This is a genomic window from Lyngbya confervoides BDU141951, assembly GCF_000817775.3.
GTDB classification, from domain to species: domain Bacteria; phylum Cyanobacteriota; class Cyanobacteriia; order Thermosynechococcales; family Thermosynechococcaceae; genus Lyngbya; species Lyngbya confervoides.
The window spans coordinates 38,287-52,404 of record NZ_JTHE03000103.1 but is presented as its reverse complement, the minus strand read 5'-3'; the positions used below and the strand labels follow the sequence as shown (position 1 = coordinate 52,404).

General features: G+C 55.6%; 10 protein-coding genes. 6 read left to right on the top strand and 4 right to left on the bottom strand.

Features of this window, described 5'->3' with window-relative positions; genetic code table 11:
• The first annotated feature begins 176 nt into the window (after nt 1-176).
• Nucleotides 177-2,945, top strand: coding sequence for an amino acid adenylation domain-containing protein (locus QQ91_RS17805; RefSeq protein ID WP_166276763.1), 2,769 nt, complete (start codon nt 177-179; stop codon nt 2,943-2,945).
• A gap of 125 nt (nt 2,946-3,070) precedes the next feature.
• Nucleotides 3,071-4,087 carry a UDP-glucose 4-epimerase GalE gene (galE, locus tag QQ91_RS17800; RefSeq protein WP_166276760.1) on the top strand — a complete coding sequence of 339 codons (1,017 nt, stop codon included), beginning with the start codon at nt 3,071-3,073 and terminating at the stop codon, nt 4,085-4,087.
• Here galE and QQ91_RS17795 read toward each other — a convergent pair.
• Complete coding sequence (locus QQ91_RS17795) at nt 4,022-5,044, bottom strand: glycosyltransferase family 2 protein (protein ID WP_166276757.1); 1,023 nt, start codon at nt 5,042-5,044, stop codon at nt 4,022-4,024. The two genes, galE and QQ91_RS17795, sit on opposite strands and share 66 nt — an antisense overlap.
• Before the next feature lie 228 nt (nt 5,045-5,272).
• Between QQ91_RS17795 and QQ91_RS17790 the strand changes: the two genes are divergently transcribed.
• Nucleotides 5,273-6,529 (top strand): lipopolysaccharide biosynthesis protein, encoded by a 1,257-nt coding sequence (locus QQ91_RS17790; RefSeq protein ID WP_166276754.1) that lies wholly within the window; start codon nt 5,273-5,275, stop codon nt 6,527-6,529.
• On the opposite strand, the gene QQ91_RS17785 is transcribed toward QQ91_RS17790, so the two are convergent.
• Together QQ91_RS17785 and lepA are read right to left on the bottom strand one after the other, a co-directional pair.
• Nucleotides 6,511-7,776, bottom strand: a complete 1,266-nt coding sequence (locus tag QQ91_RS17785; protein ID WP_236095940.1) for a glycosyltransferase family 4 protein — start codon at nt 7,774-7,776, stop codon at nt 6,511-6,513. The two genes, QQ91_RS17790 and QQ91_RS17785, sit on opposite strands and share 19 nt — an antisense overlap.
• 36 nt (nt 7,777-7,812) lie before the next feature.
• Nucleotides 7,813-9,624, bottom strand: a complete 1,812-nt coding sequence (gene lepA, locus QQ91_RS17780) for a translation elongation factor 4 (RefSeq protein ID WP_166276751.1) — start codon at nt 9,622-9,624, stop codon at nt 7,813-7,815.
• Between the two features lie 378 nt (nt 9,625-10,002).
• On the opposite strand from lepA, the gene QQ91_RS17775 reads away from it, so the two are divergent.
• Nucleotides 10,003-10,707, top strand: a complete 705-nt coding sequence (locus QQ91_RS17775) for a tetratricopeptide repeat protein (RefSeq protein ID WP_166276748.1) — start codon at nt 10,003-10,005, stop codon at nt 10,705-10,707.
• On the opposite strand, the gene QQ91_RS17770 is transcribed toward QQ91_RS17775, so the two are convergent.
• Entirely contained in the window at nt 10,671-11,954 is a 1,284-nt protein-coding gene (locus tag QQ91_RS17770; protein WP_250833393.1) for a D-alanyl-D-alanine carboxypeptidase, read from the bottom strand. The two genes, QQ91_RS17775 and QQ91_RS17770, sit on opposite strands and share 37 nt — an antisense overlap.
• Before the next feature lie 90 nt (nt 11,955-12,044).
• Between QQ91_RS17770 and plsX the strand changes: the two genes are divergently transcribed.
• Both plsX and QQ91_RS17760 read left to right on the top strand, forming a co-directional pair.
• A complete protein-coding gene (gene plsX, locus QQ91_RS17765) occupies nt 12,045-13,079 on the top strand; it encodes a phosphate acyltransferase PlsX (RefSeq protein WP_166276742.1) in 1,035 nt (344 codons plus the stop codon).
• Nucleotides 13,076-14,071, top strand: coding sequence for a beta-ketoacyl-ACP synthase 3 (locus QQ91_RS17760; protein WP_166276739.1), 996 nt, complete (start codon nt 13,076-13,078; stop codon nt 14,069-14,071). Before plsX ends, QQ91_RS17760 begins: the two co-directional genes overlap by 4 nt.
• Nucleotides 14,072-14,118: the final 47 nt, after the last annotated feature.

Here is a 14,118-nt window from a genome sequence, read left to right as displayed (position 1 = left end):
TTGAGAAAGCCTGGCCGATGATGATTTGCCATTGGGAGCAAGAGAGGACCATAATAGCGGTTTAATCCATTCTTTTCTGATATCCCTGAAATTCAGTTGCACGAAGCCAGGAGAACCCTCAAGCCTTCAGGATGCCCTCTCCCCCCCAAGGCTGCCCCCTATCCGTGAAGTTGCCGATGAAGCGTTCTAGACAATCCCACTCAGATGATTCCCCCTCGCAAGCACCCTGGCTCAATCACCCGGCATCCCCAGCCTACGACATCGCCATTACCCGACTGTTCGAGGCGCAGGCAAGCAGGACCCCCAGAGAGATTGCCGTCTCTAGTCTAGATTCTGCCCTCACCTACCAACAGCTCAATGAACGCGCCAATCAAATCGCTCGATATTTGCGCCTGAACGGGGTGCGTGAAAATACGCTGGTGGCCATTTACCTGCCGCGATCGCTGGATCTGATCGTGGCATTTTTAGGCACGCTGAAGGCGGGAGGAGCCTATATTCCCCTTGACCCGGATTATCCCGCAGAACGACGCATCTTCATGCTGGATCATTCTCAGGCTCCCCTTCTCATTACCCAACCAGATTGGGCGAGGTCCCTGGATCACTATCCTGGTCAGATTCTGTGTCTGGAGCAAGCCGCCGAGACAATCGCGCAGTATTCGACGGCCAATCTGGAACAGGCACCTGCGCCCGATCACCTGGCCTACATGATCTACACCTCTGGATCGACGGGGCAACCCAAGGGGGTGCTGATTCCCCATCGCGGCCTGAGTAACCATGCCCAGGCCATGGCCCAGCTGTTTGCCCTGGCACCGGGCGATCGCGTCCTGCAGTTTGCCAGTCTGAGCTTCGATATTATCGTGGAAGAGCTTTATCCCAGCTTTCTCAGCGGTGCCACCGTGGTGCTGCGTCCTGAGACGCTCATCTATTCCATCCAGGTCTTTCTCGACTACCTAGATCAGCATCAGATCACGGTACTGAACTTACCCACTGCATTTTGGCACGAGCTCGTGTACAGCATGGACCGACTGCAGCGATCGCTGCCTCGCAGGACTCGCCTGGTGGTCGTTGGCGGTGAAAAGGCCAGACGATCGGCCTATCGGCGCTGGCAAAGTTTAGTCGGATCTTCCGTGCGCTGGATCAACACCTACGGCCCCACCGAAACCACCGTTAGCGCCACCTACTTTGACCCCAGTACCACAAAGGTTGATCCGGAAACGGAGGAAATTCCCATTGGCCTGCCCCTGCCCAACGTGGAAACCTTCGTGCTCGATGAAAACCTCCAACCTGTTCCCCCTGGTCAAGTGGGGGAACTCCACATCGGGGGAGCGGGCCTAGCGGTTGGCTATCATCGATTGCCCTCAAGAACCGCAGAACGCTTTATTCCCAATCCCCTTTCTCCCCAGCAATTGCTGTATAAAACGGGGGACTTAGTCCGTCAGCGATCGGACGGCCATTTAGAATACGTGGGCCGTCAAGATTTTCGGGTCAAGATTCGAGGATTCCGCATTGAGCCGGCGGAAATTGAAACCTGCCTGGAGCGCCATCCGGATGTGTCCCAGGCCGTGGTCACGGTGCATCAGGATGCAGCCGAAAACTCGAGACTGGTCGCCTATGTGGTGCCTCAACCCAGAGCACAGCTGGACCCGGAGGGGTTACGCGACTTTTCAGCTGCAACGCTGCCTGACTACATGGTGCCCCGCAGCTTTGTCCTGATGACGGACCTGCCTCTCAATGCCAACGGCAAGGTGGATCGGCACAGGCTAAGCGCTCCGGCACCAGACCGACAGCGCACGATCACCCCACCCGACAATGATCTTGAGACCCAGCTAATTTCCATCTGGCAGAGGATTTTGGGGGTTCACCCCATAGGCGTCACCGACAATTTTTTTGAACTCGGGGGACACTCACTCCTGGTGGCGCGCTTTTTTAGCGAACTTGAGGCGAGTTTAGGGCATTCCGCCCCTTTAACCCTGCTCCTAGAGGCCCCCACCATTCGTGAGCTTGCCACTCGTTTAACCCGCACATCGCCCTCCCAGGGGCAGGCCCTGGTGGTCCCCTTGCGCGGCGGCCAAACCCACCCCCCCCTCTTTCTCCTCCATGACGCCGATGGCGATACCTCCCTTTATCTGAATCTAGCAGCCCAAATGAGAGGCGATCGCGCGGTCTACGGACTTCAGGCTCGCCAGGTTCAGGGCCAACCGGAAGTCTATTCATCCCTCACGGCTATGGCCGCAGACTATTGTCAGGCCATTCAGGCGATTCAACCCCATGGCCCCTATCTATTAGGAGGATTGTGCGCGGGCGGAGTGCTGGCCTTTGAAGTGGCCTTGCAACTGCAAGCTCAGGGGAAGTCAGTGGCCCTGCTGGCGCTGATGGAATCTCCAGATGTGCAGGCCGTTGCGATCGCCTCTCCTGAAAACAGTGTGCCCTTCGCCAAAATCAAGGCTATTTTTGCGGCCAGCCCCTCCCGCCTCAAGGGATTTCAGCAGGCCATGCGGTTTATAGTGATGCGCACCCAGTCTCGGTTCAAAGCCCAGCTTGCTACCTGGCTTGAACAGGGCAAGGCTCAGATTCTCATCACCTATTGGGCCAATGGACCGCGGCCCATTCCAGGTATCCTTCACAATGTCTCCGTTCGCACTCTCTATCTGCAGGCAGAGAAAACCTATCAACCCAGCACTCGCTTTCAAGGCTCAATCCTGTTGATTAAGGCCAGTCAGGGGACAGGATTTGATCAACCCTATGGGGAACTCTATGCAGAAGCCGACCTAGGCTGGGGCAAACGCACAACCGGAGAGATCCAGATTTTTACGGTGGCAGGGGGACATACAAGCATGCTATCAACGAAAAATGTCAGCCAGATAGCCCAAATTCTGGAACAACGGATCGATCAAGGCCTCAGCCCAAGCACACCCGCTACCCCGGCCCCCTCCGTCATTTCCTAAGCGCTATCCCTGTCCCAGGGGTCATGGCTGCCCCCACCCTCGCCCATCCCCATCCCCATGGCCACACTAGGGGCCACACAATAAGGGCCACACAATAAGGGCCACTCCCTAATAGCAACACCACTATGGCTTCTCCCCCTTCTCATCCCTCCCACATTCTGGTCACCGGCGGCGCTGGCTATATTGGATCCCACGCAGTCCTGGCCCTGACGGAAGCAGGCTATCGGGTAACCGCCCTGGATAACCTGGCTACAGGGTTTGCAGAGGCGGTACTCGCGCCAGCACAGCTCATCGTAGGCGATGTGAGCAATGCTCAGCTCCTCGACGAGATATTTACCACCCACACCTTTCAGGGGGTCATGCACTTTGCCGCCAGTTCGGTGGTCCCAGAATCCGTGCACCACCCCCTCAACTACTACCGCAATAACGTTGCGGGCACCTTAAACCTGCTGCAGGCTATTCAAAAATACCGAGTTCCCTACTTCATTCTGTCCTCCACCGCCGCAGTTTACGGAATTCCCCACACCAATCCGGTCGTGGAAACCACGCCCCTGCATCCCATCAGTCCCTACGGCCGCACCAAAATCATCGATGAATGGATGCTTCAGGATCTGGCCAAGTCCGAGCCCTGGTTTCGCTATGGAATTCTGCGCTATTTCAATGTTGCCGGGGGTGATCCAGCCGGAAGACTGGGCCAAAGTACGCCCAAGGCCACCCATCTGATCAAACTTGCCTGTCAAACTGCCTTGGGACTCCACCCTCAGCTCAAAATTTTCGGCAACGATTACCCAACTCCCGATGGCACCGGTGTACGGGATTTCATCCACGTCAGTGATCTGGTTGCCGCTCATGTGCTGGTGTTGCAATCCCTGGAGGCGGGACATCCCTCCGATCTGTTTAACTGCGGTTACGGCCGGGGCTATAGCGTTCAGGAAGTCATTGATGCTGTCAAGGCAGTTTCCCAGGTGGATTTTTCCACCCAGGTCACGCCCCGGCGCCCCGGCGATCCTCCGGCGGTGATCGCCCAGGTGGACAAAATCAAGCAAAAAATTGGCTGGCAGCCTCAGTACGAGGATCTAAAGGAAATGATTACCACCGCTTTCCGCTGGGAGGAGCGTCTGCATCGGGCTCAACGTCCCTGATGGCTTCACAGATCCATAGAGCTCCACCAGATATCGATGCTTGATGTCAGTCATCCGGGTGTAGTTTTGCGCTCCCAATAGGGCCAGAATCACCACGGCTAACAGCAGACGAAGCGCATCGCGCGATAATCCCAGTTCTAGAGACTGCCGACTGGTTTTCCACCAAAAGTGGAACGCGGCTCTAGCCTCAAAGGTGCGGATGGCTAACCATCCCAAATAAAGGTTCGAGCGTCCGCAGGCCTCTGACTCTAAGGGTGCCAGCTGATCTGGATTTTGGGCGATCGCGCGCTGCAAAATCCGATCCCGGCAAGATTCCATCAAGCTCCAATTGGTGCTGGTATTCCTGGCGTGCTGCCGGTAGCGCACCAGCGGTTCCGGGATAACCGCAAAGGGAAAGTAGGCTGCAATTCTAATCCACATGTCCCAATCCTGAGCCAGGGGCAAGTCTGGATAAAACGTTCCAGCCACCTCAAAGCACCGCCGCCGCACGAGGGGCGTGCTGCCACATCCCAGTAGGTTTTTTAAGATCAGCTGGCGCATGACATTGCCCTCAGCCGTTGAGCAGATCATCCTTCCCGTAGGCTGGCCCCCCTCATTCACGAGCATGGTCCAGGTGTAAACCAGGCCCACCGCATCCCGCTGATCCAAAACCGCCACCTGCTTCTCTAGCTTGGTTTCATCCCAGAGATCATCGGCATCTAGAAAGGCAATATACCTGCCGCGGGATACCAAAATCCCGCGGTTCCTCGCGCAGGACTTCCCTTGATTGGGCTGATGAATAAACCGAACCCTTGAGTCCGAAAGATGATTCCCCCAGCTACGGATATGGTCGGAACTGCCATCATCAACGATGATCAGCTCCCAGTTTTGAAACGTTTGCGATTGAACAGACCCCCAGGCCTCAGGCAGGAACTGCATGGCGTTGAAGGCAGGAATAATAATACTGACTTTTGGCATATAGGAACGTCAACAGGCTGCTGTGCCCCAGAAAGAACGATAGACAAAACACACCCCGTCGATCCCAGTATCTAGTACAAGAGAAGCCCTTAGACCCAAGATCTTCCAAAATTTACAAAACAAGCCACAAATAAAGCAAAAATCAAATTTTATTGCAAAATACTTCGAATTTAACTATGCTAGCCATTGATTATACTGTATTATCCCCATTATCCACCAGTAAGCTCAGTGGCACTCCAGCGAATTCAGAATAAGCTAGCCAGTCAATATTTGCAAAATGTTGGCTGGTTAGGCATTGCAGAGCTATTTAACCGTATCTTTCGCCTCGGAACCACCGTAACCCTGGCCCGCGTCTTCACAGAGACAGACTATGGCCTCACGGCAATCATCTACACCACCTTTGAAATTGCCTCGGTCTTTACCCTCCGACAGGGCATCAGCGGCAAAATTATCCAAACGGATCCAGAACAGCTTGAGGAAGTCTGTAAGACTGCTTACTGGCTTAATTGGATTGCCTGTATCGGCATTTTTTTACTGCAGGGACTCGCCGCATTTCCAATTGCCGCTGCGTTAGGAGACTCCCATCTCATTGGCCCTTTATGGGGCGTCGCCACCATCTATCTGATGTTTCCCACCTTTATGGTCCAGTCGGCCCTGATTCTTCGGGAAAATCGTATGCAGGTTAAGGCGCTCTGCAATGCCCTCCAGTCGCTGATTAGCAATGGCGTTACGATTGTCATGGCCCTGCTGGGATTCGGCATCTGGTCCATCGTTGCCGGCATGGTTCTCTCAACGCCCGTTTGGATGATTGTGCACCTTAAAAGTCATCCCTGGCGCCCCCCCCAAACCCTTACCTTTACCAACTGGCGGGGCGTGGTCAGTTTTGGGGGCAACTTGCTGCTTGTGGAACTACTCCACAAGATCCGAAGCAGCCTGGACTACCTGATTGTGGGGCCGGTCTTGGGTCTGGAACAGCTCGGCCTTTACTTTTTTGCGTTCAACGCCGGATCTGGAATCACCACAAACGTGGTCTATACCCTCATCGGCCCCCTGTTTCCCAAGTTCTGCGAAGCCAGATCAGACCTGCAGCGCCTCAGACAGCGCTACTGGGATAGTCTGAAGCTGATTTCACTGGTCATTGGGGCCATGGTGCTGCTGCAAAGTACCCTTGCACCGTTTTATGTTCCCATTGTATTTGGGGCAAAATGGACCCCGGCTATTCCAATATTGATCCTCATCTGCGGGTCGGTCCTGCCTCGGGCTTACGGGTGGGCCGCAGCCGCCCTTCTCAATGCCCAGGATAAGACCCATCTCACCTTAGGGACAGATCTGGGGTTTACTCTCCTGTTTGCCCTGGCTCTGGCCATTGCGGTGCAGTTTGGCCTTCTGGGCGTTGCGATCGCGGTTTTAGCGACCCATCTGTGCAGCTTAATTCCCCTCACCCTCTGGGTAGATCGATATAGCTTTCAGCGCCCTGCCCCTTGATCTCCCTTTTTCAAACTTCCTTCCCTTGCCCCCAAGGTCCGACGAGAGATCCAACGGTCCCACATCTGCTGATAGACCTGCGCCACCACGGACCGGGCGGTGTAGGGTTGCACAGCCTCAAGGCAAGCCGCGACGGAAAAAGTCGTTGAGTGGTCGAGCACATCTTGCAAGGCCTGGGCGATCGCCTCGGGGGAGCGATCTAAACAGACTCGACCACAGGCTGCGGTAAGAAGCCGTGGCGTATCCCCCGCGTCAGTGGTGACGACGGGCGTGCCGGAGGCCAGAGCCTCCAGAGCGGCAATGGGTAGTCCTTCGTAGGCACTGGAGAGCACAAAAATCTGACTCACTCGTTGCAGTTGGGCCAGTCGATCCTGAGACACTCGCCCGAGCAGCGTCACCTGTGCTTCGAGGCCTAAGATCTGAATCTGGTCAGACACCTGGGCAAGCAGTTCACCTTCTCCGGCCATCAACAGATGGGTCTGCGGTCGGTGGAGTCGCGCCATGGCCTGAAGCAGACGCAGGGGGTCTTTTTGGGGATGGAGACGTCCCGCAAACAACAGAAACTGGGTTTGAGACGACAATCCCAAGGACTGGGCCAGGGCCTGCCGCTGCTGATCCGCCTGGGTTCCCTCCAGGGGATAAAAAATCTCCGTATCCACCGAGTTGTAAATTTGATGGATGCGGGGCGCGAGGGCGGGAAAGCGACGACGGTAAAACTGAGCTGCGCTCAGATTACAGGAATAGAGATAATCAAACTGCGGTACCAGCCATCGTTCTAGCCAGAGATAGGCCTGGGGCAGCATCTGCCAGAGGATGGCGTTGGGACTCAAGCGAGGATTGAGCTGCTTTTCAACATCATTATGAACAAACCAAGTTTTCTCGCCCTGCCAGCGGCGAGTCACCAAGGAGGGCTCAAGGCGATGAAAGTGGAAAAAATCAGCCGCCATTGGATAGCGACGTAAGGCCGCCGTGTACTTCAGGGTGGTCGGAATTCGGCCGCGGACATCGTCATTCTCCAGGGCAATAATCGGACAATACTGAACCGGCGTAGTGCCATAGAACCGGGTCTGCCATTGCCCTAGCAAATCCCCTGGCGCGCCGGTTCCCACCATACCCACCTCAAAGGAAGCGGGCGCGTACTTTAAAAAATTACGAATGACCGTTTGAATCCCGCCAATGCTGCTCCGCCAGGGATCAAACTGGTAAAAAATCATCAGGGACGGCCGCGATTGCCCAGCGTTCATCATCAGAACTCAAGCCCCAGCTCAGGTCCAAGCTTAACCCTAATCCTCCTTCAAACGCAGTACCGCCATAAACGCCTCCTGAGGCACATCCACCCGTCCCACCGACTTCATCCGCTTCTTTCCAGCCTTTTGCTTTTCTAACAGCTTTCGCTTGCGAGAAATGTCCCCGCCATAGCATTTGGCTAAGACATCTTTACGCAGAGCCGGGATACTCTCGCTGGCAATCACCTTGGTGCCAATAGCCGCCTGGAGGGGGATCTTAAACTGATGGCGCGGAATCAGCTCCTTGAGCTTGCTCACCAGCGCTCGCCCCGTGTAGTAGGCTTTATCCCGATGTACAATCGCCGCCAGGGAATCCACCGGATCGCCGTTGATCAAAATATCTAGCTTCACCAGGGTATTCTCCCGATACTCAATGAGCTGATATTCCATGCTGGCATAGCCCCGCGATCGCGATTTCATCTGGTCAAAGAAATCAGTCACCACCTCCGCCAAGGGCAGTTCATAAATTAAGGTGGTACGTCCCGGTGTCAGGTACTTCATATCCCTAAATTCTCCGCGCCGGCTTTGACCGAGCTCCATCAAGGTGCCGACAAATTCTTCAGGGGTAATCATCTCCACCCGCACATAGGGTTCTTCGATTTTTTCGCGCTGTTGCGGGTCTGGAAGGGCGCTGGGATTATCGATCATCACCACCTCACCTTTAATGGTGGTGACCCGATAGATCACCGAGGGCGCCGTAATGATCAAATCCAGGTCATACTCGCGCTCTAGCCGCTCCTGGACAATTTCCATGTGCAGCAGCCCCAAAAATCCGCAGCGGAACCCAAATCCCATGGCGCTGGAGGTTTCCGGCTCAAACTGCAGGGCCGCATCATTCAGCTTGAGGCGCTCTAAGGCATCGCGCAGATCGGGAAACTGATCGGCATCGGTGGGAAACATGCCGCAAAACACCATGGGCTTGGCCTCCACATAACCTGGCAGTGGCTCGGCGGCAGGCTGCTTCACTTGCGTAATCGTATCGCCCACCCGCGCATCGGTGACCGCCTTAATGGCGGCCGCAAAATAGCCCACTTCTCCCGCATGCAGCTCCTCCACCTGCACCTGCGTGGGAGAGAGCACCCCCAACTCATCCAGTTCATACTCCTTACCCGAGGCCATGAGCTTGACGCGATCGCCCTTGCGCAGGGATCCATCCATCACTCGAAAGTAAACAACCACGCCCCGATAGAGATCGTAGTAACTATCAAAAATCAGCGCCCTGAGCGGATCTTGAACGGTATCAGCCGGGGGCGGCACCTGCTGCACAATGGCCGCTAAGATCTCCGGCACACCCACCCCTGTTTTTGCGGAGGCAAAAATGGCATTGCTGCAATCTAGGCCCACCACCTCCTCAATCTCTTGAATCACGCGATCCGGCTCTGCCCCTGGCAGATCAATCTTATTGAGAACCGGAATAATCTCCAAATCATGCTCCAGGGCTAAATAAACGTTAGCCAAAGTTTGCGCCTCAACCCCCTGGGAGGCATCCACCACCAGCAGCGCCCCTTCACAAGCCGCCAGGGACCGAGAAACCTCGTAGGAAAAATCTACGTGTCCTGGGGTATCGATCAAGTTCAACACGTAGTCCTGGCCATCGGCAGCGCGATAGCTCATCCGGGCCGCCTGGAGCTTAATGGTGATCCCCCGCTCCCGCTCAAGTTCCATACTGTCAAGGAACTGATCCTTCATGTCCCGATCAGCCACCGTCCCTGTTTCCTGGAGAAGGCGATCGGCCAGGGTGGACTTCCCATGATCAATGTGAGCAATGATGGAAAAATTTCTAATCCGTGAAACAGGAACATCGGTCATAGGGAGACTCTGGGTGCGGGATGGGGATGTGAGGAAAAGCCGGAATTGGGTGTTCCTCTCAGATTATAAAGATAACTTAGAACGCTCGGGGAGAAGAATCCACCCGGAATTAACGGAGGGGCAATTCAGAGCGCTGACCTGCCACATCCTGGGGAAGAATCCCAGCACAACTCTAGGACAACTCAAGGAATATGTTCTCAAGGTCAAATTAAAGACATGTATCGAAACCGGAGGCGCCAGGGGCATCAACCTTAGAATAGGAATAAGCTTAGGCGTCCCCCCTCGATTTATTTTCTTGTACCTCAAGAATTGAGTCATCCAGCAGCGAGTGATCCTGAGCTACGCATTTCTGTCGCTCCCAGAGCGAATGCCCCCACCATGAATAGATTGCAACAGTCCCTCAGCACCGCGACGACGGTTTTGGTTTTATCGGCTTTAGCAGTCGGCAGCAACCTCAAAGCTGTCCTAGCTGCTTCCCCGCCATCCTGGCTGCAAGCCAGCCTGAATCGCGCCGAGTATGATGCCTTGGTGCTTCCTCCCCCCGTGACGGCAGAGGATTTCTACAACCGCGGCCTTTTCTTTCATGGGGAAGACGACCTGGAAGAGGCCCTCGATCAGTTCAGCCAAGCCATCGTCCTCGATCCAGACAATCCCGATTATTACTTCAGTCTGGGCCTGACCTACAGCGACCTGGGCGATCATAAGCTGGCCCGCCGAAACTATTCCCAGGCGATCGCCCTAGACTCCACCTTTGCCGCAGCCTACTACCAGCGCGGGCTGTCGCGCCTCGTGATTCCCATTGCCCAGGTCAACCAGCCCGCAGCACCGTCCCTTTCAGCCGATCAACGGCAAAATTTAACCCTAGCCATTCAGGATTTCTCCCGCGCCATTGACCTCTCGCCTGCCTTTGTAGCTGCCCACTATCATCGAGGACTCTCCTATTACCTGCAAGGCAACGAAACCCTGGCGCGCCAGGATTACCAAAAAGCAAAGCAGCTCAATCCTCTCATTGCAGAGCACTATTACCAGCAGGGGTTTTCACGGCTCTACATAGGCGGCGACCCCTCTCGGGGACTCCCCTGAGACGGTTCAGACCAGGCCGCCGTTAGGCGAGCGAGCAATTGATCCTGACGCTGGCGAAAGCCCTCCACAAAGTCCCCACCATCATTCATGATCGTGAACCAAACTCGACCTCGCTGGGCCGTGGGAAAGTAGCCCGACAGGGCGCTGACGTTCCAAAGCGTTCCCGTTTTAACCACGGCCCCCAAGGGAATTTCGCGGTCCTCCAGGGTGCCTATATCCTGCCCGGAAATCGGGAACGCATCGCCCAAGTCTCGCTGCTCCGCTGCCAGCTTGTTCTGAATCGCCAGAAAAATCCCAGTCACCGCTCGCGGACTCATGCGGTTCTCCACCCCCAGGCCCGATCCGTTTTGCAACTGAATCTCCTGCGGCGGAAGCTGCGTTTGCGCCAACACCGTATCCATCAACACCTCAACCCCACCCATATCCGCCACAAAAGCCTCAGCCAAATCGTTACTGCTGTGCAGATTCATATAGCGCACCATGTCCAAAATGGGGGGAGACTGATGGGTCCACAGATCCCGCATCTGGCCAGAATTGGCCCAGGGTTTCAAGGTACCCGTCACCACAACAGTCGGCTTGGGCGTCCCGGCAAGATGCTGCTGATAATGCCGCTGCATCTCCTCAGACCACTGATTGGCGTTGATCCCTTCACGCAGGACGGTTCCGACGGAGTCAGGATCAACAAGGGCGTTGGCATCGGGAAATTGCACCACTAAATCCCCCCTCACCTGTTGAATACCCATATTCTGAAGCTTCTGCCCAAAAGCAATGGCAGCAGCGGGCATCAGCACCAAGTCCAGGCCCCCCTCCACAATTAAGTCGCCTGAAAGGATCCCCGCCTTGAGAGATCCATTGGTTCTGATTTGGCTCCTAAACCGATGGCCCAATGGGTAATGATGGAGCACGGCCAGGGTGGTTGCAGCCTTGGTCAGGGAAGCACCGGAATGGAGCTTGTCACCCCCGGTCGACAAGAGGAGCTGCTGTTCCGTTTGCAGCCAAACCCCCTGCCGCTGGGGATCAAAGCCCGCGGCCTGCAGCTGCTTGAGGTAGGACGCTAAAATCTGCGCCGATTCCGGTTCTAGCCGCTGCTGAGAGATCATTTCGGTCGGAGAAGCAATCGCCGGGGAGCGCGGTTCAATCACTCCAGCCACCTTCAGCCAAAGGGGAAGCAAGCCCACCTCAAACAACGTTTTGACCTCCTGCGTTTTGTTCCAGCATCCGCACCTGACGGACAAAGTTCTGTTCACCGTAGCAGAATCCATGGATTGGTCAAGGCCATGCCACGGAATGACTGGAACAATCTGCTACAATTCTTAAAGATCCGACGAAATTAGGCTATGGAATCAACGAGCGTAAGGATTGCAATTGATGCGATGGGAGGGGATCACGCCCCGGACGAGATTGTGGCCGGAGCATTGAGAGCTCGAGATGAATTAGACATCGAAATTTTACTGGTGGGTGACCCCGATCGGATTCGGCAAGCCCTGGGCAGTCAGGAAAATACGCCTCGGCTGGAGATCATTGCCGCTGAAGAGGTGATTGAAATGGGGGAAGAGCCCATTAGCGCCTTACGCCGCAAGCCCAACGCTTCCATCAATGTCACCATGAATTTAGTTAAGCGTAAGCAGGCAGACGCCGTGGTTTCGGCGGGGCATTCCGGGGCCGCAATGGCCTCAGCGCTGCTGCGATTGGGCCGCCTGCGGGGCATCGACAGACCCGCCATCGGGGCAGTGTTTCCGACGGTGATCGCCGGACAGTCCGTTTTAATCCTGGACGTGGGCGCGAATGTAGACTGCCGCCCAAAGTATCTTGAGCAATTTGCCACGATGGGATCAATTTACAGTCATTCTGTCCTGGGGGTGGAGCGTCCCAAGGTCGGGCTGCTCAATATTGGGGAAGAAGCCTGTAAAGGGAATGATTTGGCCCTGAATACTTACCCGCTCCTAGCGCAGAACTCCCAAATTCACTTTGTGGGCAATGCGGAAGGACGCGATGTCCTCTCGGGCCAGTTTGATGTGATTGTGTGTGATGGCTTTTCAGGGAATGTTCTTTTAAAATTCGCAGAAGCGGTTGGAGAGTCCGTTCTCCAAATCTTTCGGGAGGAACTACCCCGCGGCACCCATGGAAAGGTGGGCACCGCCTTTTTGAGGCCGAATCTTAAACGCATCAAGCAGCGAATTGATCACGCCGAGCATGGCGGCGGCCTACTCTTGGGCGTTAACGGGGTCTGTATCATTAGTCACGGCAGTTCCCAGGCTCCCTCTATTTTTAACGCGATTCGCCTAGCGAAAGAGGGGGTAGACAAGCGGGTGTCTGACCAGATTCGAGCCTGTTATCAGCAAAATGTGACCGCAGTTGCGGCGGGGGAATGAGATTGCCTGACATTGGGATAGTTCTTCAGGGGTGCGGATCAGCCACACCCGAGGTGGCCCTGAGCAATGATCAGTTGAGCCAGGTTGTGGAGACCTCCGATGAGTGGATCTCGACTCGAACCGGCATCCGAAGTCGGCGATTAGCGTCGCCCCACCTCACCCTGGCAACCTTGGCGGCCGAGGCAGGCCGTCGCGCCCTTGAGATGGCTGCGGTCAATCCGACTGACGTTGATTTAATTATCCTGGCCACCTCTAGCCCCGACGATTTATTTGGCAGTGCAGGCCAAGTGCAAGCGGAGATTGGCGCTTGCCATGCGGTGGCCTTTGATCTGACGGCTGCTTGCTCTGGATTTATCTTTGGATTGGTGAATGCCGCGCAGTTTATCCGCATGGGAGTCTACCGCAATGTGCTGCTGATTGGGGCAGACTTTCTCTCGCGCTGGGTAGACTGGCGCGATCGCCGGACCTGTGTACTGTTTGGAGATGGAGCCGGGGCTGTGCTGTTGCAGGCAGCGGATCGCGATCGCCTCCACGGGTTTGCCATGCAAAGCGATGGTACTAAAAACTGCCATCTCACGCTACCGTTTCAGGCCACCCCCCAGATCCTCGTTGATCAAACCGCGGTCGGTCAGGGCACCTATCAACCCATTTACATGAACGGGCAGGAAGTCTATCGCTTTGCGGTGCGGCGGGTGCCAGAAATTTTAGAAAAAGCCTTGTTCCACGCCAAAAAAGAGGTGGGTCAGGTGGACTGGCTCCTGCTTCACCAGGCCAATCAGCGGATTTTAGACGCCGTTGCCCAACGCCTCCACATCCCGGCAGCCAAAGTGATTAGTCACATGGCCGAATATGGCAACACATCCGCCGCCTCTATTCCCCTCACCCTGGATGCCCAGGTTCGTCAAGGCCAGATTCAACCGGGCGATCTCATTGCCTCTGCTGGCTTTGGGGCCGGATTAAGCTGGGGAGCAGCCATTTTTGAATGGAAATAGCGCCCTTCGCCCCACCCAACCGCTGCCATTTAAAATCCGCTATGGGC